The organism is Rhodococcus sp. no. 34, from assembly GCF_054589475.1.
In genome coordinates this window covers 238,714-259,478 of the sequence record NZ_BAAILK010000049.1, presented here as the reverse complement: position 1 = coordinate 259,478, position 20,765 = coordinate 238,714, and the positions used below count along the sequence as shown (strand labels likewise).

Here is a 20,765-nt window from a genome sequence, read left to right as displayed (position 1 = left end):
GCACACGGTGAACGAATCGCCCGTCGTCGTACTGCTCGATCCTTTGCGGCCGCATGTCTTTCCGCTGGAGGCGCTCCCGTTCTTGTCCGGCGCGATCGATATCGACCCGGACGTTCCCGACTCGGTACGCGGCGCACTGCCGGCCACGACACCCGGCGCCGCGGTGACTGTGATGATGGACACCGCCGAGCCGAAGACCGAGGCGTTGTCTGCCGCTGGTGTAAAGATGATTCGCGCCGAACCCATTCACGGCGATCGACTGGTGGAAGCGGCGTCGATCATGAACCGGTTGTGGAATCGCGGCGGTTGGGAGTCGACCCAGACGCACGAGAGCCTCTCCGTTTACCTCGTCGAGGAGACCTACGAGGTACTCGACGCGATTCGAAGCGACGACGAGAGCGATCTTCGGGAGGAACTCGGAGACCTGTTGCTTCAGGTGTTGTTCCACTCGCGGATCGCTCAAGCACACGGTGTTTTCGAATTGGACGACGTGGCCGGTGCATTGATCGCGAAACTCGTGCACCGCAGCCCGCACCTGGTCAGTTCCGGGGCGGTCGACATCGCTGAGCAGGAGCGGACGTGGGACGCTTTGAAGGCTGCCGAGAAGGCTCGCGCGTCATCCATGGACGGCATCGCTCGGTCGCAGCCGCCGTTGCTCCTCGCCGAAAAAGTACTGAGCAGGGCCGCCAAAGCTGGTGTGATCGAAAGCGCCGATGAAGCTGATCTGGAAGCTCTGATCGAGCAGTGCCGACGCGCCGACACTGCACTCCTGGGCGCCCTGGACATGCTGATCGCCGACATTCGGATTCGTGAGGGAAGACGTCTCGAAGACGTGGAGGATTAGCCCACTTTGACGTAATTGCCCGGTAATCACCTGGCAATCGGAAAATAGCTTGGGCTTGGTGAGTGCAGTTGAAACAAACCTAAGGTATGTTTACGTACGAAATGAGCAACACTGGGTCGTTTTCTTGCATGAATTGGCCTTTGATCGGCGGTTATGTAGGGGGGTCCGATGACGGTTCATTTCTGCACTGCGAGCAGCGAGGTACGGCAACCGGCGGGGTGTTGCCGTACCTGGACGCTCGCGGTGGCTACCGATCAGCGATCCCCCAAGCCGTTCGATCCGCTGACGCCGTTCGTATGACAAGAAAGACTGATGGCAAATGAGCGTTCATGCTGAGGTGGAGAGCCGGTCGGCGGTATCGCAGGATTCCGCTCATGTCGGAACAGACTGGCGCCGGGCATACCGGAAGCGGATCGCAGTGAGCGATTCGATCACGGTCCTGTTCGTGATCGCACTCGCTCAGATCGGCAGTATGTGGCCGCATCCCATCGAGTGGCTGACACCACTTAAAGTGATCGCGTCTGCAGCGTTGGGCGGACTGTGGATGATCGCCCTCGCACGGGGGCGTAGCCGTCATCAGGCGATGCTGGGCGAGGGCAGTGACGAGTACGAGAAGGTACTGCTCGCTACCGGCCAGGTCTTCGGAGTAGGCGCATTGGCCGGGATCATTCTGGGCGTGGGAATTGCGCGAAGCTACCTCATGATCGCACTGCCCGTCGGACTCGCTGCGCTGCTTCTCGGACGCTACCTCTGGCGACGCGACATTCGAAAGAAGCGTGCGATCGGGGATTGCCGTAACTCGGTGCTGTTGGTTGGTGGACATGCGTCCGTCGTTGCTACTACGCGTGCCTTCGTGCGGGAATCCTCGGCAGGCTACGACGTTGTGGGAGCGTGCATTCCGCGTCGGGCGACCGCGTTGGACGATCACATCGTTGTCGACGGAGCAGCAGTCCCGGTAATGGGCAACGAGTTCGAGGTAGTCGAGGCGATGCGCGCAAGTGGCGCAGACACCGTCATCGTAACCGGGACCGAAGACCTCGGACAGGTGGGCATTCGCAAACTGATGTGGGACCTCGAAGCCGAGGGCGTCGACATGGTGGTTTCACCGGTCGTGGCCGATGTGTCGAAGGCTCGCTTGATGTTTCGCCCTGCGGCGGGACTCCCGTTGATTCACGTTGCGCGGCCGCGCTATCAGGGGGCGAACCGGGTTGCGCCCGCTGTTTTCGACGCGGTGTTCTCGATGCTGATGATCCTCCTCGTGGCGCCGGTCATGGTCGCCGCCGCCGCTGCGGTCAAGTTCACGTCGAAAGGCCCGGTGTTCTACAAGGCAGAACGCATCGGCCTCAACGGGAAACCGTTCCCTATGTTGAAGTTTCGTACCATGGTGGAAGGCGCCGATCAGCAGGTTGTCGATCTGATGGGGGACAACGAAGGCGCCGGAGGTGTGTTGTTCAAGATGCGTGAGGATCCACGAATCACGTCCGTCGGCAAGATCCTTCGTCGATTGAGTATCGACGAGCTACCACAGTTCTTCAACGTCATTCGCGGAGAGATGAGCGTTGTCGGCCCGCGGCCGCCATTGCGTCGCGAGGTCGAGATGTACGACGACGAGGTTGCCCGGCGCCTGCTGGTCAAACCTGGCATCACTGGTCTCTGGCAGGTAAGTGGTCGCAGTGATCTCTCCTGGGAAGAATCTGTTCGTCTCGACTCTTCCTACGTGGAGAATTGGTCTATCCTGCAAAATCTTTCGATCATTACTCGTACCGTCTCAGCGGTCGCGAAAAGCGACGGAGCGTACTGACTACGCGGTTGGTGCCGGCGCGGATATCCGCGCCGGGCACCCTCCTGTCAGCTGTCGAGCTCAACAATGCGAGAACAGATTCTTGACGTAGCCGGCAGTTTGGTAAACGTAGTTGAATGCCCACGTCCCGATCGAGAGTTCCGGACGGCTTGCGACCATGACCAGTTCTCCTTGATAACACTGCGAAATGATGTGCCGCGCCCGCGAGATATGAGGAACGAACGTCACGACGATGACAGTCTTCCATCCGTTGGCATTAGCCATTCTCTCGATTTCGAACCCCTCGCCCTCGGTGGTGGACGGTGACGGGACGAAACAGTCGACAGGGAAGTCGAACGTACCCTCGCAGATCGACCGCATCTTCTTGTCGTTGTCGCCGTAAGGATTCGAGAAGATCAGGCGTGGTGCGTAACCGTCTTTCATCAGTTGGATTCCGACCTCCTCGCGTCCGTCGTGTGCTCCGCCGAGGACAACGATAGCGTCAGCACTTCGTGGTGCATCGATCTTGGGTGAGACGAAGACGGGCCAACCCGCTGCCGCACCAAGGGCGAGGAGTGATAGAGGTATGCCCGCAATCTTCAAGGCCGATTTGATCTGTTTGATGGCCCCACAATACCTGGACCCAGGAGACGACGATGACCGGATGGCAACCACTTCGGACGGTGGCGGGGTTGACCGCCTTACGGGATGCCTATGGGCAGAACATGTCTGGACTCGTACCTGAGACCGGTGTGTATCTCGCCGACGACGGTTGGTGGATCGCTCTCACGGGTGCACCCGATCCCAGCTACAACCTTGCATTGGTCCATGGGGGTGATGTGCGGAAAAACACGGTCGCCGTTGTGGAACGAGTGCTCGCAGAGCGACTGCGCACCGTTGTCATGCTCGCCGGGGCGGGTCTGGATGCCGCGACCGTCCTCGCGGATGCAGGGTGGGTGTGCGTAGGTTCGAGTTCGCTGCGCGCGCTACCGAATTCTCCGTCAGCGCCGGATGCCGCGGTGCGGATCCTGGAAGATGGCGACCTGCGTTCAGCACGACAACTTGCGGAGGATGTTTTCGGTATCGATCGCGAATCTGCGACTCTGGTGTATCAGGAGGCGGCCCCCGACCGACCAAGTGAGCGTTCAGTCGTCGGCCTGTTCGAACTCGACACGCTGCAGACCGCAGCGATGCTGTCGTTCGGTAAGCCCATCAGCACTGTGTGGGCGGCCGGAACCAGGGCGCAAGGACAGCGGCGCGGACATGGGTTACGGGTCCTTCGGCAAGTGTCGGCAGCCGCATTCGAGGCTGTCGGCGACGGCGCCGTGTGTGGTCTCGCCAGCGCTGCCGGCAATGCTCTGTACGACGCGAGCGGAGCCGAAATCGTCGAGTACTGGCAGATGTGGTCGCGACCGCGATGGCTACTTGGTAGCTGACATCAGCCGTCAGGTATGTTTGTGTGCGTTCGGCAAACTTTTGGTTTCTTTCAGCTACGCTTCAACGCGCGATCCAATCGGGGGTACTCAAGATGGCAGATTCGAGTACCAGGGATGCGGCGATACGTCGCGAACTCGGCGTTCCGCCCACTTTCGACCTGGTGAGGCATGCACGAAACCTTGCAAGAGTGTTCTTCCCCGCTCTTGTCATCGCATTGCTCGTCGGTGGGATTGTCTACGCTGTGCGGGGAAGCGCGACACCGGTGTATCAATCCGACATCGTCGCGGAGGTTCAGTCTGCCTCTCAGATCGTCGTGACGGACGCGAACCTCGGCCAGTTGGTTGCCCCCTATGTCGCACTGGCCACCGATAGCGATGTGGTTGCCGCCATCCACGACCAGTTGAATAACGGGTGGACGACAGCGGATGTCTCGAGCCACATCTCGGTGACGCCGGGTACTTCTCCGGCATTGGTATTCGTCAAGGCGACTGCCTTCAGTCAGGCTGACGCGGACGCGCTGGCACGAATAGTCGTCGCCACCTTGAGCGACGCGCAGGCGCGACGCAATGCAGACACGCTGGATCGTCGTACCCGAGTTCTCACCGACGACATCGCTCGATTGAACGGGGACTTGGACGCAGCGCGGCGAGAAAGCTTGGACGAATACGAGACGCCCACCGACGATCCGACTATCAAGGCGGATCTCGACGCGAGGCTGGAGCAGTTGCGCCAGTTGAGATCGACCGTATCCGGTTCCGACCGACTGCAGTTGCTTTCCGCCCCCGCGGGAACGGGTCTGCCGGTTGCGCCGAAGCCACTCGTCGAGTCGGCGGTTGCGTTCTTGGTGGTCCTCATTCTCGCTGCCGAAATCCTCTCTGCCTGCCGGGGTCGATTCAGTTCGCGAGTGACCGACGCGTGGGCACGTCGAACGGCCCGGAAATACGGAGCCTCACTACTCCTGCAGCACTCCGAAGCCGCTGAGTTTCCGCCGAACCTCGCGCTGACGATATGCCAGCGTGCAAGTCTCGGTGATCATGTCCTGGTGCTTTCGGGTGACGGCGTCCCCTCCACATCATGGGATGTTCCTGCGCACGTGCGATCCGGGGTCTCCCGATATTCGCTGAAGTCGGACTGGTGGCGCCGATTTGACTCCAATGGAACCGGGTTTGCCCTGGTTGTTGTCTCCGCACAGCACGCCAACCAACGGGAGATCGTCGAATGCCTCAGGGCTTTGGCCGAAGTCGATGTTGCGCGAACACTGGTACTCGTGGGTCCGTCTGCTCCCGAGCCTCTCCTCGACGTACTTACCCTCGCGGTGCTGCGTCGCAGACGCAGGCCCGCAAGTTCAGTGAAACTGGCGGCCGAGCCGACCAACTCGGCCACGAACTCACAGACCCCGTCCGACAGCGCCTGGGTGAAGTCCGGTGCGCCGCGGCTGAACGAGCCTTCCGTTGCCGTGCCGTACGGAATGGATACTTCCGCCCTGGATTCGAGGAGGGATCGCGCCAGCCTGGTGGATGCGAAAACGGTCAGTATTGCGAAGAAGTACCTGCCGAAGGCTAAGCCCAAGCCGAGCGCAGGGGTCGAGCTCGAAGAGCCGCAGATCGTGCAGGCTGTTGATGTCGAGGGCGCCGGAGTCGAGGCGTCCGCAGTGGAGATTTCCGGAGCGGAGTCGACCAGCAATGATGCAACTGGTGTCAAGGCGTCCGGGGAAGCCGACGGCATCGACTCCGAAGCCTCGACCGAACGAATTATGTTGACCTCCAAAGATATAGCGGAAATTCGAAAGAGGAGGCAAAGAACTCGCGTGAGCCTTATACGTTCGGATTCAGCAGACGGACAGTCGGAATCCTGAAGGACCGGGCTTTCACTAGATCTTGGGTGTGCTGCACCCTCCAACTGCCTGTTTCACCGCTGCGAGTGCGGGTTTCGGAGTGTAGTTGATCGTGACCAGACCGAAGTTCTGTTCGATATCCGAAGTGTTGGTTCCGCGATCACGCATGCTGTAGATGAAAATGCGCTCGATGTAACCGAGCACCTTTGCTTGCGCGAATCCATCCGAGATGATGTTGGCCTGTAATTGCGGGCTGACGGCGGTCGGGCCTGTACCTGTCGGAGCTCCGAATTCGGTTGCCCAGACTTTCTTTCCGCTGTCCCCGTTCTGCACCATCGATTCTCGCATCAGTCGGATCCTGTAGAAAGTGTTCCAATTCTGGGTGGACGAATCCGAAGGTAGCGCAGGCCAACTGTACGGATGGATCGAAAAGACATCGAATGAAGACTTTGCTCCTGCCGCGTACATACCCTTGAGATATGTGACCGGTGAGATGTCGGATCCGTTGTCGACGGCCGGTGCCAAACCGCCGTTGAGAATCTTTGCACCCGGTTGTACCGCACGGATACTTTCAGATGCGGCTTTCAGGAGTGCAGTGTATGTGTTCACATTCGGCTTGGGGCGGAAGAATTGTGTCAGGTTCGGTTCGTTCCAAATCTCCCAAGTGCTGATTCTGTTCGAGTACCGTTGTGCTGCTTGTTGTGCAAACTTGGCAAACGCGGCCGGATCGGATGGATACCCGTGGGTATCGTTGACCCCGGCGACGCGAGCCCAAGCCGGCGTGTACGTAACGATTCCCAAGACGCTCAATCCTTGGAGACGTGCTCGATCGACGACGCGGTCCGTTGCGCTCCAATTCTGTTGGCCCTTGGTTGATTCGACGGCAGACCAATCGACGTCGAACCTGAGCCAGGTCGCGCCGGCATTCTTCATTGCGGTCAGTTCTGCATCGAGATCATTCTGAGAGAGACCGTTGAGTGGGGCGCCCGCGGCGATCCCTAAACCAACGGAACTGCACGTCGAGTTCGGGGTTGGGGTTGTTGTTGGAACTGGACTCGGTGCACACGCGCTCAATGACCCGACAGTCAACAGGGCGCAGGCGAGGGACAATCGAAGTCGACTCACGCCGACCACCTTCTTTCCACAGTGACTCGAAACCGGTGCGGGACAGACAAGTTGGAAGCCGAACTAGATGACCAATCCGACAAATCAAAGAATTGCATGAATTGGGTCACTTGGCACCAGTCTCGAAGTCGGTTCTGCAGTACTTCCGTCCGGTTGGGTGCTACTGCGAAATGCGCCGGTTGGTATTGTCCGATTTTCTCGGTGACTGTGGTCGAAAATGATCAATAGTTCAGAGGCATCCTCCAGTTTCGTTTGCATCTTGCAACACGGCCATTGCGGGCTTCGGTTCGAAGTCGAGATCCAGAAGGCCAAAGTTTTGTTCGCGATCACCGGGATCGGAGCCGCGGTCCTGGAGACTGTAAACGAAGACCTTCTGAACGAACCCGAGGCTACGCGCTTCGTTGAATCCGTCACGCAGTATCTCGGCTTGCATCGACTCGGTCACAGCGTCGAGACCAGTTCCTGTTGGTGCCCCGAATTCGGTCGCCCAAATAGATTTGGTCGAGTCGCCGTTTGCAACCATTGTGTCGTGCATCAGCCGCATTCGATAGAAAGAGTTCCAGTTTCGAGTCAACGGGTCCGAGGGCAGTGCCGGGTAGGTGTACGGATGCATTCCGACAACGTCGAAGTGTTGTCCAGCTCCATATTCGTAGATGTTCGCGAGGAACGTCGTGGGGCTTATGTCAGCGCCGTTGTCAGTTGCGGGGGACAAGCCACCGGAGACAATTGTTGCGCCCGGTTGCACTGCCTCGATTGCTACGCTCGATGCGGCGAGCAGCTTCGAGTAATACTCAGGATCCGGCGTCGGATTGAAGAATGTTTGGAGATTGGGCTCGTTCCAGATCTCCCATGACGAAATGGAATTCGAGTAGCGGGCAGCGGCAAGCGCCGCGAACCTACCGAACGCGTCCGGGTCGGCCGGACGGGTATGCGTGTCAGGACTCGTCGCTGCCGGATCTCTTGCCCAGGCAGGCGTGTAGGTGATGAGACCGAGAATCTCGAGCCCGGAAGATTTCGCGATGTCCACGAGGCGATCGGTTCCGGACCAGTCGAAGGTGCCCTCGGTACTTTCGATGGCGGACCAGTCGATGTCGAATCTGACCCAGTGCGAACCCGATGATCGAATAGCTTCCACCGTTCGATCCATTTCGGCGTCACTCATTGCGGTATAGCCGGAACCAAGTGCGATGCCAGTATTGTCTGACGAAGGTTGAACTGCGCAAGGTTCGCCGGTTGCGGTAATCGAAGAATGGACTACCAATCCGACAATCAACAAGACCACTGCGACTGCGGCGACTCGACGTGCCTTAGCCATCGATGAGCTCCTTCAGCAGAGCCGGAAGATTCTTCTGGATGTCATATCGGTCCTCTACCTTCCGCCGGCCGATGCGTGACAATTCGGATCGTGCACTCCCGTCCTCCAACAGTCTCGTTATCTCGGCTGCGAGTTCTACTGAATCAGATGGCTCGACGAGCGATCCGGCGCCGTCCCCCAGCAGCTCGCTGGTGCCGCCGAGATCGGTTCCGACGACTGGCACTCCGATGCTCATTGCTTCGAGTGCCACGAGTGGGCCGGCTTCGGGAGAGGTGCTCGCAGAAATCGCGATGTCCCATCCTTTGATAGTTGCCAGTGAATCGACATATCCGAGAAATGTGACGCGACCCGCCAGATCCGGCTGCTGTGCGCGTTCACGAAGTACTTGTGCGTACATTTCATCGCCCGGGAACGGAAGTCCGGCGATTTCGAGTTGGACGTCTACTGTGCGGGCGATGGCATCCATCAACACCAAGTGGCCTTTCCACGGCGTCAGTGACCCGATGATTCCGACAACTCGGCGTGCCGGTGATCGAACTTCCGTTACCTCAGGGGGAACTACAACACCAAGTCGTGACACCGAGGTGGGAATTCCCAGCGAAAGAACAGGAAGCGATGTCGGTCCGGAGACGGCGACTGCTCGTCGGATCCCGGGTTTTGCAATCCGTACGACGATTCGTTGTTTTGTGCTCGAGAGAGTGTCGTGGACAAGCCACGTTGCACGTTGCGGTACGCGGCCGAGCCTGATCACCGGCAATGCGAACAGTGAGTTGACTATCACGGTCGAGCTGGCCGACTGAGCCCGAGACGCAATGATGCGCCCGGCAATTCGCCAATTCTTTGCAACTTCGAGAATCGCCAGGACGCGTGCCAGACCCCCTTCGCCTCTGAGCGACAGGGTTGGTAGCGTGACCGTTTCGAAGTCGACTGACGCGCGTGCGCGATCCCTCAGCGGCCCTTCCGGACAAGCCAACGTTACCGTGAATCCCTGCTCGTGTGCCAAACGCATCAGTTGGAGCATGACCAGTTCGGCGCCGGAGATCTCTCCAGTGTGGCTGACGAAAATGATCGTTCGTGTCATTTTACTTCCCTGTCGGGTTTTACCATTGCGAGTGGCGACTTCCCGCCCGCGAGCGATACAAGTGCATAGATTCCGACTGTCCCAAGTGGAGCGAGAACCGAAACGACTGGCCATGGCACGCCCAACCTTTCGACGCAGATCGTTCCTGCCACTGTGGCCACCGCGCAGAGGGCGACGGCCGCTCCGAGCGGGAGCATCGGAAACATTCTGTGAACCGGCAGACTTTGCCGCACTACAATCCAAATTGCAACGAAAAGAAGCAGTTCGGTCGATACGGTCGCAACTGCCGCTCCGTTGAATGACATTCGAGGAATCAACACGATGTTGACCACGATATTGAAGAGTAAGCCGCCCAATGCAATCCACGGATATATTCGATGCCGGCCGCTCGCAACCAGGATCATCAACCCCAACTGGGTGAGCATCGAGAAGCATGCGCCAAGCACCAACAGTCGCGTCGAGGTCCCTGCAATTGCGAACCGTTCTCCGTACAGAAAGGTGAGCACTCCGGTGGCAGCAGGCCAGAACGCGGCGATCGATGCGCTCCCGAGAACTGTCAGGACGATGAATGTTTCGCGGCTTCGTTCGCGGAACACTGCCACGCTGTCGGGCCAATAGGACACGAGAAGTGTTGTTACCGGGGTGACTACGGTGATTGCGACGATTTGCAGAAGGTCCGCGAATTTGTACCCGATGGTGTACAAGCCGACCGAATCGAAAGTATCGAGCTTGCCCAAGAGCAGCACATCCACTTTGGACAGAAGCGTGACCAAAGCGAAGCCGATGCTCAAAGGGATTGCTTCGATCAGCATTTCCCGCCACCTACGAAACTGCGCTCGTGACGACGGCCTAGGCCCGGCGACGCCCTTTCGGACACCGCGCACTTTCACGACGGCCGCGACCACTTCGTTGATAACCGCAGGGATGACGAGAACGAGGAGGATCGGCTGCCACAAAACCGCGACGATGGTCGCGACAAGCTGGGCGAGTTGCCCGACGCCCTCGGCGATCGCGACATACGTCATGCGCAGGCGGCTCTGGTACATGACGGAAAGTGCATGGCTGGGAGTGGCAACGACAACGACCAAACCAGCGACCGCCGTTGCTTCGACCACTTCTGCGGGGTAGCGGAGAATCCAGACATAACCCACCGCGACGATGTATCCGAAAAGACCAAGGGCGACCCGTAGGGATATGAACGCGGTGGTGACCAGCGAAACTTCCCACGGATTGCACTCGACCAACTTCGCGAGCACCACTCGGCCGACGCCGAGATCGGTGACGACGGACAACAATCCGAGCAATCCGAAGATGAGGGAGAACTGACCGAATTCGTCAGGGCTGATCGAACGCGCGATCAGAACCGAGCCGGTCCACCCCATCGCTGCCACTGCGATCCTGCTTCCGAGCATGATCGCAGTGCTTCGGCGTGCATCGTTCGCAGTCAAATCCGGAGCGGCCGGCCCGTGGATTTTCGTCTCTCGCTCGCGACGTTCCTTCTCGAACTTGTCGATAGCGGCCTGGCGCAATTCGGCGAACTCTCGCGGCGATACGGGCTCGGTGCCCGTCGAATTGCGATTCGTCATGAGCAACTCACACGCTCAGCCCTGCAGTGCGGTACGCGTCAACCGTGTATTCGGCTGTTCGGGTCCACGTCGATCGGGCCGCGACACGTGGCGCAGATATACGGAGTGCGGTGTTGACATCGTCGTCCAGGACGACTGAGCGAAGAGCGGCCAACCAGGAAGCCTTGTCGTGCTTGCGGACAAGCACGGCGGCGTTGTCGGCGAATTCGGTCAGTGCTCCGACCGCACTCGCAACCACTGCCGCGCCGCACGCCATGGCTTCGAGTGGCGGCAGACCGAACCCCTCGTAGTGGGAGGAGTAAGCGACAGCAGTTGCGGCGGAATAGAGTGCCGGAAGGTCTTCTGTCGCGACGTAACCCAATCCTCGGGCGGAACGGGGCCCGTCGGGGCCCGTCGAGCCGGAGCCCGCCAGCAGAAAAGGAATCGACAGCTCCGTGCACGCTTCGGCGACCAGAGCGACATCTTTTCGAGGTTCGATCGTTCCGACCTGCAGCACGAATCGCTCCGGTAGTTTCAATCGCCGCCGAACTTCGGTCACTGCAGCTTCGGTGGGGATCGTGGCCCAGGATGCGGGTGCCAGCGGCGTGACAACGGCATGCCGACCGCTCAGTGCGAGTATTCGTTCGGCGGTGAAGTCCGATACTGCAATGACGACGTCGGCCTTGCGTAGCGCCGCGGACAGGAGTCGGCGTTCGCCAGCTGCTCGATATCGACTGAAGGCCCACGGAACGTCGAATACCGACATGTCGTGAAACGTCGAGATCTTCAGGCCGCCTTGCCCGATCGGGAGGTCGACGTCGAGGCTGTGGAACAAGTCGCTGCCCGCGACCGGCACCATCGCCCACGCGGCTCTGCGTGCTCCGGAGGCAACAGGGCGCGTCACGGCGCGCACTCCGGTTGGAATCTCATCGACAGCGTCGATTTGCACTGTTGCGCTGAGGTTCGTCGATTCGCTGATCAGTGGGGAGAGTTCTCGGAGTAGTTCGCGTGCATAGGTTTGGACGCCGCCCCCACCAGGTCGGAGTGCCATGGCTCCGAGGGTGATTCGTGATCGGATATCGCTTCTTTCTCCGAGTGGTGTTGAGTCAGTGCGCATCCCACGGTTCCAATCAGTAGCCAAAAGTAGAGGTCGAGGGGAAATATCTCGAAATATGTCGAGACGACAGAAGCGACTGCGGCCGCGACGATCGAGGCGCTGACACCGAGAGCCAAAGCGCCGTCCGAGCCGGGAAGCACACGCGATGCCCTCAGCGCGGACGCTCCGGAAGATATGAGGACCAGGACAAAAATCCACAAGCCGATCGGTCCGAGCTCGACTGCGACTTTCATGTAGTAGTTGTCGGGCTGATAGGGGATCAGCCCAAGTGTTGTCGCGGCCTTGATCGTCATCGTGTTGAGCATCGGTTGCGCTGCTTCCGCCGCCTTTGCTGCCGCGGATCCTGTTGCGCCCAGACCTTGCCCGAGTGGATGCACGAACAGCGAGCTGATTGTCGACGACCATCCGCTACCGCGTTCTTCGAGACTGTACGACGAGAACAGTGGTTTGACGATTGATGGTGGTGCCAACAGAAGTACAAAGGGAACGGCAGCGGCAGCCGCGCCGAACAACATCAAGATAGACCGATACTTGTATACGGCAATCCAGAGAAGCCCGACAGCCAACCCGATGTAGCTGGCCCGCACAATCGAGACTCCCATGCCTACGACCATGATCGGAGTTGCGGCCAGAAAGATAATGTTGCGCAGCCGTTTCGGATCCGCGAGAGCGACCGAAATACCGACGATCAAACTCAGCATCACGAAGAGACCGAACGCAAACGGACCGGTGAAAGTGCTGAAGCTTCGCAAGATCGAGCCGGTGATTCGAATCTGTTCGGTGTAGCTGTAGCCGAGATCCACCAGGTATGCAGGCCCTACTGCTTGCTGAAGGAGTCCGATGACTGCTGTCAGTATCCCCATACCCATCAGGACGGACACGAGATGATCTCGGTCGTCCCGCGAGAACGGTGCGCGCCAGAGAATGACGGGTATCAAGATGTAGAAGTAGGTGATCTTTATCGATGTCACCCCGGCGATACCGGACAGAAGCAGTGCTGACGCGGAACCGAAAGCTACCCAGGCCGCGGCAGCCGGCCACCAAGGCATCGAGGGGCGCACTACCCGAAGGCGATTGGGGCTGACGAAGGTGCATCCCAACGTGAGCAGGAGCAACCCCTCCTTCCAACCGGCCATCGATGTCCCGCCGGGAATGATCGCCAACAGACCGTGGAGCGGAGCGAACAGTGCAACAAGCAGCAAGCCGCGTTGTGGTCGCTGGTAGATCGCAACGACGATGGGTACTGCGAAGATTGCAGCAACAAACATGAATGATGTGTTCACGCGATGAACCGGTTCGCATTCGCCGTGTCGGCCCGAGGGACCGTCGTAATTCCGAATGCTTTCGCTATCGAAGAAATCGCCTTTGTTTGCACGATATTTCGGAGGTCACGATGGTAGGACGGGTGATCGCCGACCGGTGGCATGATCGCGTCGAACGTTTGTCCTCGGTGAGTCATCCGGGCAACGCCTTCGGGTCCGCGTTGCTGATTGAACCATGCGGCGTCCGCGGGGGAGAGGATGACGGTGGTATCCACCCCACGCTTGCAGAGTGCCTCCAGCATTACCTCAGGAACCTGCGTGATTCCCCTGATTCCCAGAAGCTTCCACGCTGGATAGGGGAGACGGGACTGCAGTACGCCTTTCACCCGTCCGCGGAGGGGAAGTTTCGTGGTTTCGGCACCTGGATCGATTCGAGGAGCCTCCGGCAAGACAGCATCCATTAGGGACTTCTTGCGCCTCACCGACCACAAGATCATGTTTACGAGTATTGTCGATCTCGCACCCATCTGGAGCGCCATGGACGCTGAGGTCCATGCCCCCGAACACAATCCGGTCATCACGAGGTTTCTCGGATCTGCGCCGAGTGCGGCAACGGCAGTGCGTGCGTCCTCGTCTGCCGCGTGTGAATAGACCGACGTCGGATTGTCGGCGTCGATCGGACCCGAGTCGCCGACCCCTCGTCGGTCGAATCGGAGACTCGTGACCGAGAGAGCCGCGGCCTCACGAGCGATGGTCACCCACGAGCGGCCAGGCCCGACTCGATGCTCGATTGCAGTAGTGAAGAACAGTAGTCCGCGCTCGGGAGGCGCATCGGTGGTCGATATGTTGCCTGCCTCGGATTCGGGAGAAGTTGCGGGATGCGTGCGGATCGCGAAGAGCTCCTGAGCGCCGAATCGTTCCAACGTCTCGAACACCTCCTCGCCGACTTCGGTGACCGCGACGCGAGCTGTGGTGGTGATCGCGGGAGTGAACGCGGAGGAACTCGTGGGCGCGTGGCGATCCAACCACTGTGCGATTTCGCTGATGTGTGTGTAGGGGATGTCGACGTAGAAACTGGGAGGCGACGTGAACGCGTCGTGGTTCTCCAAGATCATCATCTCGGGATCAAGAGTTGCTGCGAGCCCGGCGACAGCTCTGCTGTCCAGTACCGAAGACTTCACGGCCAGAAGGGTGCGTGGACGTCCGAGAAATGGTCCGGTGATGCGGAGACGTGACAGTTGGTCGGCGCATTCGGGAGCCAGCACGCCACCCATGATCGACACACGTGAGTCGGCGGGATCGTCCTCTCCGACGCTGATCGCGTAGAACGCACGTTGTTCCCTGAGGTAGTTGCGGCCGGTCAGAATTGGGTCCCACAGGACTATCGAGTTGACGTGTCCGCACTCCTGCAATGCCGACGCTGCCAGGAGGGCCCCAACTCTCAGTCCGACGATGCTGACGGATTCCGCGCCCGCTCGTCGGACATAGTCCACAGCGCTGACGATGCTCTTCAGCCAGAGGGTGAGAGCGTCAGGATCGTCTTCGGCACCGGCCGAGTCGCCGACTCCCGCGTACTCGAAACGAAAAGCGGCCATACCCTGTGCCGCGAGTTTTTCGCCGAGAAGTCGCATGCCGCGATAGGTGTCGATGTGCTCCTTGCCCAGCGGGGGACACATGACCACGGCTTCTCGGACAGTTCCTGAAGAGGGCACGTGAACGAATCCGAGCAACGGCCTGTCTGCCGACCCGAACCACGTGGCCAGTTGAGTCTCGATGGTGATCACTCCGGTCAAGATCGGTTGCCTGTATGTTGCTAGTAAACATACCAGTAGTCTGTTTGATGCCGATCCGGCAATCTCTAGGTTTGTGAAGCGCCAAAAAAGCGCATAGGAGTCCGAAAATGTCAGGTGTACTCGTCCATGAATGGATAGAGCGTTCGGGCGGCGCAGAGAAGGTGCTGGACGAGTTCGTCAACTGTTATCCGGATGCTGACCTCTATTGTCTGTGGAACGATGCTCCCGGGCGTTACTCGACAACCGATGTCAACGAAAGTGTGCTCGCTGCAACGCCATTGCGTCGTAGCAAAGCGCTCTCATTGCCTGTCATGCCGTTCACCTGGCGAGGGTTGGAGAACCGCGGCTATGACTTCGCGCTGATCAGCTCCCACGTGTTTGCCCATCACGCAACATTCAGGGAGCAGTCTGCGCGATTCCGGAAATTCGTCTACGTGCACACCCCCGCCAGGTACGTGTGGAATCCCGAACTGGACGAGCGTGGAAACTCGCCACTCGCGAGGCTGGGATCACCCATTCTGCGCAAGATCGACCGCAAAAGAGCGTCGGAGGGAGCCTCGTTCGCAGCGAACAGTGTGTTCGTCAGTCGACGGGTTGAGCGAGCCTGGGGCGTGCAATCACGGGTCATCCACCCCCCTGTGGACGTCGACCGGATCTCCGCCGTCGAGGATTGGCGGTCCCGATTGAGCGAAAACGAAATTCAGCTACTATCCAGTTTGCCCTCGCCGTTCGTTCTCGGTGCCTCGAGGTTCATTCCGTACAAGCGTTTGGACTGGGTGATCCGGGCAGCCGAGCGGGCCGGAACGGCTGCTGTCATCGCAGGGTCGGGCCCGGAAGAGGATCGGCTCCGCGCGATGGCTGACTCTGCGTCGGTTCCCGTTCGAATTGTTCGGCGCCCCTCGGATGCGTTGCTTTTTGCGCTGTATCAGCAGGCACTCGCATACGTCTTTCCGGCGATCGAAGACTTCGGAATCATGCCGGTGGAGGCAATGGCTGCGGGTGCGCGCGTGATTACGAACAGCATCGGGGGAGCTTCGGAAACCGTGACACCTGGTGTCGACGGACTCCATTTCCACGACGACAGTTGGGAATCGGTGGCCGAGTGCATCCGAGATGTCGCCGCAGTGGACGTGAATGGTGCACGCTCGTACGAGAAGTACTCCGTGCGCAGATTTCGTTCCGAGATCGCAACCTGGACCGGTGTCCCGGTGTTCGGCTACGCGAACAGCGCGGAGCCCCAGTAGCTCCCGTCGGCGAGACCGCCGGGGCAGGCGAAGACCGCAGAACCGACGTGCTGGATGTATTCGTTCAGCGCATCGTGTCGTGAAAGGTTTTGCTGCATCGGAACAAACTGCTCGACCGGATTCCGGCAGTACGCAACGAAGAACAGTCCCGCGTCCAGGTGGCCGAAGCCGTCGGAGCCGTCCGTGAAGTTGTATCCGCGGCGCAAGATCTGAATCCCACCGAGTTCCTCGGCAGAGGCCAGGCGCACGTGTGAATCCTCCGGGATGACGAAGTCGTGTCCCATTTTGGAATCGAGATCGAGCTCGTCGAACTCGTCCTTGCCACCGAGCGGCGCTCCGCTCCGTTTGGAGCGGCCGATGACAGCTTCCTGTTCCTTGAGTACTGCGCGATCCCACTGTTCGATCAGCATGCGGATTCGTCTGGCGACGAGGAATGATCCGCCCGCCATCCAGGCCTGATCGTCAGTGGGCTCAACCCAGACGTGCTGGGCGAGTGCGTTTGGATCTTCCGCCTTGATGTTGGCTGTTCCGTCCTTGAACCCGAACAGATTTCGTGGTGTCGCCTGCGTCGTCGAGGTCGAGGATGTTCGTCCGAACCCGAGTTGTGACCATTTGACCGACGCGGTCCCGAACGCGACTCGCGCGAGGTTGCGGATCGCATGGACGGCAACCTGGGGATCGTTGGCGCACGCTTGGATGGCGATGTCGCCCCCGCTCCGATTCGGGTCGAGGTTGTCCGCACGGAAGTGGGGGAGATCGAGCAGGGCAGCAGGTTTCTTGTCTGCGAGCCCGAAACGGTCGTCGAAAAGTGACGGTCCGAATCCGATGGTCAGGGTGAGTTGCGACGGCGCGAGATCGAGTGCCTCACCCGTATCGCTCGGTGGTGCATACGGACCGTCGCCGGTCGCTCCGTCCTCGGTTGCTTCCTGACCCGCCGTCATTCGTTCGGCCATCGCCGTCCACGTCTGCAGCAGCGTGATCAGTTCGTCGCGCGACTTCGTCGTCACATCGAAAGCGACGAAGTGCATACGATCCTGGGCCGGCGTCATGATGCCTGCCTGATGCTCGCCGCGAAAGGCCACCACGTCTGCGTGATCGGCGCCGGAACTCTCGTCGGCGGTCACCCGTCCGATGACGGCACCGGCACCGGCCAGGACGGCGCCGGCCCCCACGGCGCCGAACAGTCGGCGCCGTGAGACTGCCTGCGGTGCTGCGCTTTCCGCAGCGGGTGTGCCTTCTGGTGAATCAGTCATCTACTGTCCCGCGACTACTTCCTGGACCTGGCTGACCTCGGCGGACAGAGCATCGATTTTACGCGAGAGTTCCTGACGCTGCGCCTCGGTCACGGTGTCGTAGTACACGAATCCGTCGCCGACCCGGAACTGCGCCAGCGCAGCGTCGAGGTCGGCGAATCGGTCAGCGATGCGCTGGGCGAGCTCGGGATTACGTTCCTGCAGAATCGGGTTCAGTGCCGCGATCGCCGCTTGTGAGCCATCGACGTTGGCCTGGAAATCCCAGAGGTCGGTATGCGAGAAGATGTCTTCTTCTCCGCTGATCTTCGACTTCGAGATCTCGTCGAGCAACCCTTGAGCGTCGCCGGCGATCTTGGTGGGATCGATCGTGTAATCGTCCGCGTTCACCTGGTCGGCAAGGTACTGGATGTCTTCGAGCAGCTGATCTGCGACCGCGTTGGTGTCCGGCTGAAGCCCGGTCACCCACAGATCCTTCTCGAGGCGGTGGAATCCCGTCCAGACCTGACCGGGCTCCAGGTCCGCTTCGCGCAGGTCAAGCTTGGGATCGAGTTCGCCGAAGCTCTCGGCTTCGGGCTCGATGCGCTCGTAGTAGGTACGTGCGATCGGGAACAGTGCCTTCGCCTGGTCGACGTTGCCGGACTGGACTGCGGCGACGAACTGAGCTGCGGTGTCCTGCAGCGCGACAAACTGGCTGCGGATGTAGCGACGGTAACCGTCGGCGGCTTCGGCGAGCTGGCCGCTCTCGTCGGTGGCCGCCTGCGAATCGCCGGTGACGACGAAGTCCTGACGGATGCCGGTTCCGACCATGCCCGGTTTGCAGGCGAGCTGGTAGGTCGCTGCTTCAGGGAGAGTGACGATCAGCTGACGGGTCAGTCCTGGGCCGATGTTCTCGACCTCGCCCATCGCTCGATCACCCTCGGCGAAGACGTAGAACTCGGTGACCTTGGAGCCGTTGTTCGTCACCTGGAAGGTCGACGTGCCGGTCGTCCCCGTCGTGGCGCTGACCTCACACGAGTCGTCGGTGGCGGTGACCGTGATGTCGCCGTCGTTCGCCGTCGTCTTCTCGGTGCACGAGGCGAGGGAGAAGGGAAGTACCGCGACCGTGGCCAGTACGAGTGTGGATTTGCGCATGTCGGCAATGCCTCTCAGGATTTTTCGGGAACTTGTGTGTCGTGCGTGGGCGGGGCCGTCGGCTCCGAAGGCTTCGACGGGAGGGGACGAAGGAAGAGTGCGAGGACGACTACGAGGTAGACGACCCATGCGACGGCTTGCAGAACGGTCGGGTCCGGGCGGAAGTTGAAGATTCCGGCGAGTACGGTGCCGTACCAGGTCGACGGGTCGTAGCCGGGTGTGAGGTTGAACGCGAGAGAGGATCCGCCCGGCAGGACGTTTCCGGTCTGCAGAGCGCGAACACCGTACGAGAGGATTCCGGCGGCTACGACGATGAGGAAGATCGCCGTGTACCGGAAGAACGTCGTGAGGTTGAGACGGAGGGCGCCGAAGTACATGGCGACGGTCAAGACGGCGGCCAAGAGAATTCCGAGGAGCAGTCCGACCAGCGGCCAGGAGCTGCCGGCGGTGTTCTCTGCGTACCCCACCATGAGCAACGCTGTCTCGACGCCTTCACGACCGACCGCGAAGAATGCCAGCGACAAAATGGCGACGGGTCCGGCAATGAGCGCCTTTTCCATCCCCGCCTTGAGATCTCCGGAAATGTTCTTCGCTGCCGTACGCATCCACAGGACCATGATCGTGACGATGACGACGGCGATCAGGGAGGCAACGCCCGCGATGATCTCTGCGGTCAGGCCGTCGACCGTCGACGTTCCGTAGTGGATCGCGAAGAAGATGATCGCCACCATCGCGACGGCGATCGCGACGCCGAGCCACACCCATTTCAGTGCGTCCTTGCGCTGCGCCTTCACGAGGTAGGCGGCGAGAATCATCACCACGATGCCCGCTTCGAGGCCTTCGCGCAGACCGATCAGGCCACTGCCGAATAACTGGGTGGCAACTGATGGTGTGCTCGCGGCAGCGAGTACCGACACGGGCACGGGCGACTCCTGACAGGAAGGGTGTAACAGCTTCGGACAAGTTCGTGAGGCTAGGCCAGCCTTAACTCAGAAGAAGATACTCCATCATCGACGGCGAACCATGCCCTCACCTGTACTTTTGCTGTTCTTTACCAATGGATTCGGGAGTAGTTCACTCGCATGTGGATGATGGAGGGGTGTACCGAACTCCCGTAGCCCGCAGAAGTCCCCGGCGTCTCTGGCGAGCCGTAGCAGCAGTAGCTGCCGGAACAGCTTTGCTGGGCGCAGGCGTCGTGGCTTGCGGATCGAACGAACCGAAAGTAGCCATTCCGGAGGGCATACCCCCAGGTACCGGCTCTCCGACGCCGCCGATCGACATCAATGCTCCCGGCCGCAGTGCTGATCAACTCGCCGACTGGGCAGCGGGATTGTCGGACGACATCGGGATCGGGACGACGGCACTCGAGGCCTACGGGTACGCCGCTGCGGTCATGGCCGAGACGCTTCCCGGCTGCGGAATCGGGTGGACAACGTTGGCCGGTATCGGCAGCGTCGAGAGCCGCCACGGGACCTACGACGGCTCGTCGGTCGACGCGTTCGGCCAGGTTGCTCCGATCATTCGGGGAATCCCTCTCGACGGTGGCCCGGGAGTTGCCGAGATCCCCGACACCGACGGCGGGGCGATGGACGGCGATCCAGTGCACGACCGTGCGATGGGGCCCATGCAGTTCATCCCCGAGACGTGGCTCAAATGGGGAGTCGACGCCAACGGCGACGGCCGGGTGGACCCCGACAACATCGACGACGCTGCCCTCACGGCCGCCCGCTACCTGTGTGCACGCGGGGGAGACCTCACTTCCGCTGCCGGGTGGCAGCAGGCGCTCATGGCGTACAACCTCTCGGGCGACTATCTCGCGCTCGTTCGTGATCGTGCGTCGGCGTATTCAGTCGGGGTACGGCCGGACTGACGGTGATCGATCCGCAGGTCGGACCGGTGACCGCGCGTCGATAAAGAAGCCTTCGGCCCGTGCGGTTAGGCTGTGTGCTGGCACTACAGAGGTGCTGGCACTGCAGAGGCCCAG

General features: G+C 60.3%; 17 protein-coding genes. 6 read left to right on the top strand and 11 right to left on the bottom strand.

Going from position 1 to position 20,765, the window contains the following annotated elements; all coding sequences use genetic code 11:
• Positions 1-7: 7 nt before the first annotated feature.
• Positions 8-844 (top strand): nucleoside triphosphate pyrophosphohydrolase, encoded by an 837-nt coding sequence (locus ACYP01_RS29985; protein ID WP_459683686.1) that lies wholly within the window; start codon positions 8-10, stop codon positions 842-844.
• 319 nt (positions 845-1,163) lie between these two features.
• Positions 1,164-2,645 (top strand): sugar transferase, encoded by a 1,482-nt coding sequence (locus ACYP01_RS29980; protein WP_459683685.1) that lies wholly within the window; start codon positions 1,164-1,166, stop codon positions 2,643-2,645.
• A gap of 60 nt (positions 2,646-2,705) precedes the next feature.
• Here the strand turns inward: ACYP01_RS29980 and ACYP01_RS29975 are convergent, their stop codons facing one another.
• Entirely contained in the window at positions 2,706-3,227 is a 522-nt protein-coding gene (locus ACYP01_RS29975; RefSeq protein WP_020970286.1) for a YdcF family protein, read from the bottom strand.
• A 53-nt stretch (positions 3,228-3,280) separates the two neighbouring features.
• On the opposite strand from ACYP01_RS29975, the gene ACYP01_RS29970 reads away from it, so the two are divergent.
• Together ACYP01_RS29970 and ACYP01_RS29965 are read left to right on the top strand one after the other, a co-directional pair.
• Positions 3,281-4,060 (top strand): N-acetyltransferase, encoded by a 780-nt coding sequence (locus tag ACYP01_RS29970; RefSeq protein ID WP_125051698.1) that lies wholly within the window; start codon positions 3,281-3,283, stop codon positions 4,058-4,060.
• A gap of 92 nt (positions 4,061-4,152) precedes the next feature.
• Positions 4,153-5,916, top strand: coding sequence for a YveK family protein (locus ACYP01_RS29965; RefSeq protein WP_459683682.1), 1,764 nt, complete (start codon positions 4,153-4,155; stop codon positions 5,914-5,916).
• 15 nt (positions 5,917-5,931) lie between these two features.
• Here ACYP01_RS29965 and ACYP01_RS29960 read toward each other — a convergent pair whose 3' ends face one another.
• From ACYP01_RS29960 to ACYP01_RS29930, 7 genes are all read right to left on the bottom strand, one after another.
• Positions 5,932-7,020 (bottom strand): cellulase family glycosylhydrolase, encoded by a 1,089-nt coding sequence (locus ACYP01_RS29960; RefSeq protein ID WP_054826105.1) that lies wholly within the window; start codon positions 7,018-7,020, stop codon positions 5,932-5,934.
• Positions 7,021-7,249: 229 nt separating this feature from the next.
• A complete protein-coding gene (locus ACYP01_RS29955; RefSeq protein WP_054827664.1) occupies positions 7,250-8,335 on the bottom strand; it encodes a glycoside hydrolase 5 family protein in 1,086 nt (361 codons plus the stop codon).
• Positions 8,328-9,416, bottom strand: a complete 1,089-nt coding sequence (locus tag ACYP01_RS29950) for a glycosyltransferase family 4 protein (RefSeq protein WP_322001882.1) — start codon at positions 9,414-9,416, stop codon at positions 8,328-8,330. The genes ACYP01_RS29955 and ACYP01_RS29950 overlap by 8 nt, the downstream gene beginning before the upstream one ends.
• Entirely contained in the window at positions 9,413-11,002 is a 1,590-nt protein-coding gene (locus ACYP01_RS29945) for a flippase (protein WP_459683678.1), read from the bottom strand. The genes ACYP01_RS29950 and ACYP01_RS29945 overlap by 4 nt, the downstream gene beginning before the upstream one ends.
• A gap of 7 nt (positions 11,003-11,009) precedes the next feature.
• Positions 11,010-12,032, bottom strand: coding sequence for a glycosyltransferase family 4 protein (locus ACYP01_RS29940; protein ID WP_459683676.1), 1,023 nt, complete (start codon positions 12,030-12,032; stop codon positions 11,010-11,012).
• Complete coding sequence (locus tag ACYP01_RS29935) at positions 11,960-13,366, bottom strand: O-antigen ligase family protein (RefSeq protein ID WP_223304407.1); 1,407 nt, start codon at positions 13,364-13,366, stop codon at positions 11,960-11,962. The genes ACYP01_RS29940 and ACYP01_RS29935 overlap by 73 nt, the downstream gene beginning before the upstream one ends.
• Before the next feature lie 11 nt (positions 13,367-13,377).
• Positions 13,378-15,144 (bottom strand): alpha/beta fold hydrolase, encoded by a 1,767-nt coding sequence (locus ACYP01_RS29930; RefSeq protein ID WP_063316801.1) that lies wholly within the window; start codon positions 15,142-15,144, stop codon positions 13,378-13,380.
• Positions 15,145-15,260: 116 nt separating this feature from the next.
• Here ACYP01_RS29930 and ACYP01_RS29925 point away from each other — a divergent pair, with 116 nt between their 5' ends.
• Positions 15,261-16,397, top strand: a complete 1,137-nt coding sequence (locus ACYP01_RS29925) for a glycosyltransferase (RefSeq protein ID WP_020908547.1) — start codon at positions 15,261-15,263, stop codon at positions 16,395-16,397.
• On the opposite strand, the gene efeB is transcribed toward ACYP01_RS29925, so the two are convergent.
• From efeB to efeU, 3 genes are read right to left on the bottom strand one after another with little or no spacing between them, the layout of a single operon-like run.
• A complete protein-coding gene (gene efeB, locus ACYP01_RS29920) occupies positions 16,370-17,650 on the bottom strand; it encodes an iron uptake transporter deferrochelatase/peroxidase subunit (RefSeq protein WP_459683672.1) in 1,281 nt (426 codons plus the stop codon). The two genes, ACYP01_RS29925 and efeB, sit on opposite strands and share 28 nt — an antisense overlap.
• Positions 17,651-18,781, bottom strand: coding sequence for an iron uptake system protein EfeO (efeO, locus tag ACYP01_RS29915; protein ID WP_459683670.1), 1,131 nt, complete (start codon positions 18,779-18,781; stop codon positions 17,651-17,653).
• A 14-nt stretch (positions 18,782-18,795) separates the two neighbouring features.
• Complete coding sequence (gene efeU / locus ACYP01_RS29910) at positions 18,796-19,698, bottom strand: iron uptake transporter permease EfeU (RefSeq protein WP_459683776.1); 903 nt, start codon at positions 19,696-19,698, stop codon at positions 18,796-18,798.
• A gap of 140 nt (positions 19,699-19,838) precedes the next feature.
• Between efeU and ACYP01_RS29905 the strand changes: the two genes are divergently transcribed.
• The gene (locus ACYP01_RS29905) at positions 19,839-20,651 is read left to right on the top strand and encodes a lytic transglycosylase domain-containing protein (protein WP_459683667.1); all 813 of its coding nucleotides are present in this window, start codon (positions 19,839-19,841) and stop codon (positions 20,649-20,651) included.
• The last annotated feature ends 114 nt before the right edge of the window (positions 20,652-20,765 follow it).

What these genes read in the sequence shown, in the direction of transcription:
- ACYP01_RS29905 (WP_459683667.1), top strand. Translation starts at nt 19,839, where the DNA reads ATGGATTCGGGAGTAGTTCACTCGCATGTGGATGATGGAGGGGTGTAC.
- ACYP01_RS29950 (WP_322001882.1), bottom strand. Translation starts at nt 9,416, where the DNA reads ATGACACGAACGATCATTTTCGTCAGCCACACTGGAGAGATCTCCGGC.
- efeO (WP_459683670.1), bottom strand. Translation starts at nt 18,781, where the DNA reads ATGCGCAAATCCACACTCGTACTGGCCACGGTCGCGGTACTTCCCTTC.
- ACYP01_RS29965 (WP_459683682.1), top strand. Translation starts at nt 4,153, where the DNA reads ATGGCAGATTCGAGTACCAGGGATGCGGCGATACGTCGCGAACTCGGC.
- ACYP01_RS29935 (WP_223304407.1), bottom strand. Translation starts at nt 13,366, where the DNA reads ATGTTTGTTGCTGCAATCTTCGCAGTACCCATCGTCGTTGCGATCTAC.
- ACYP01_RS29955 (WP_054827664.1), bottom strand. Translation starts at nt 8,335, where the DNA reads ATGGCTAAGGCACGTCGAGTCGCCGCAGTCGCAGTGGTCTTGTTGATT.
- efeB (WP_459683672.1), bottom strand. Translation starts at nt 17,650, where the DNA reads ATGACTGATTCACCAGAAGGCACACCCGCTGCGGAAAGCGCAGCACCG.
- ACYP01_RS29980 (WP_459683685.1), top strand. Translation starts at nt 1,164, where the DNA reads ATGAGCGTTCATGCTGAGGTGGAGAGCCGGTCGGCGGTATCGCAGGAT.
- ACYP01_RS29925 (WP_020908547.1), top strand. Translation starts at nt 15,261, where the DNA reads ATGTCAGGTGTACTCGTCCATGAATGGATAGAGCGTTCGGGCGGCGCA.
- ACYP01_RS29970 (WP_125051698.1), top strand. Translation starts at nt 3,281, where the DNA reads ATGACCGGATGGCAACCACTTCGGACGGTGGCGGGGTTGACCGCCTTA.
- ACYP01_RS29940 (WP_459683676.1), bottom strand. Translation starts at nt 12,032, where the DNA reads ATGGCACTCCGACCTGGTGGGGGCGGCGTCCAAACCTATGCACGCGAA.
- ACYP01_RS29945 (WP_459683678.1), bottom strand. Translation starts at nt 11,002, where the DNA reads ATGACGAATCGCAATTCGACGGGCACCGAGCCCGTATCGCCGCGAGAG.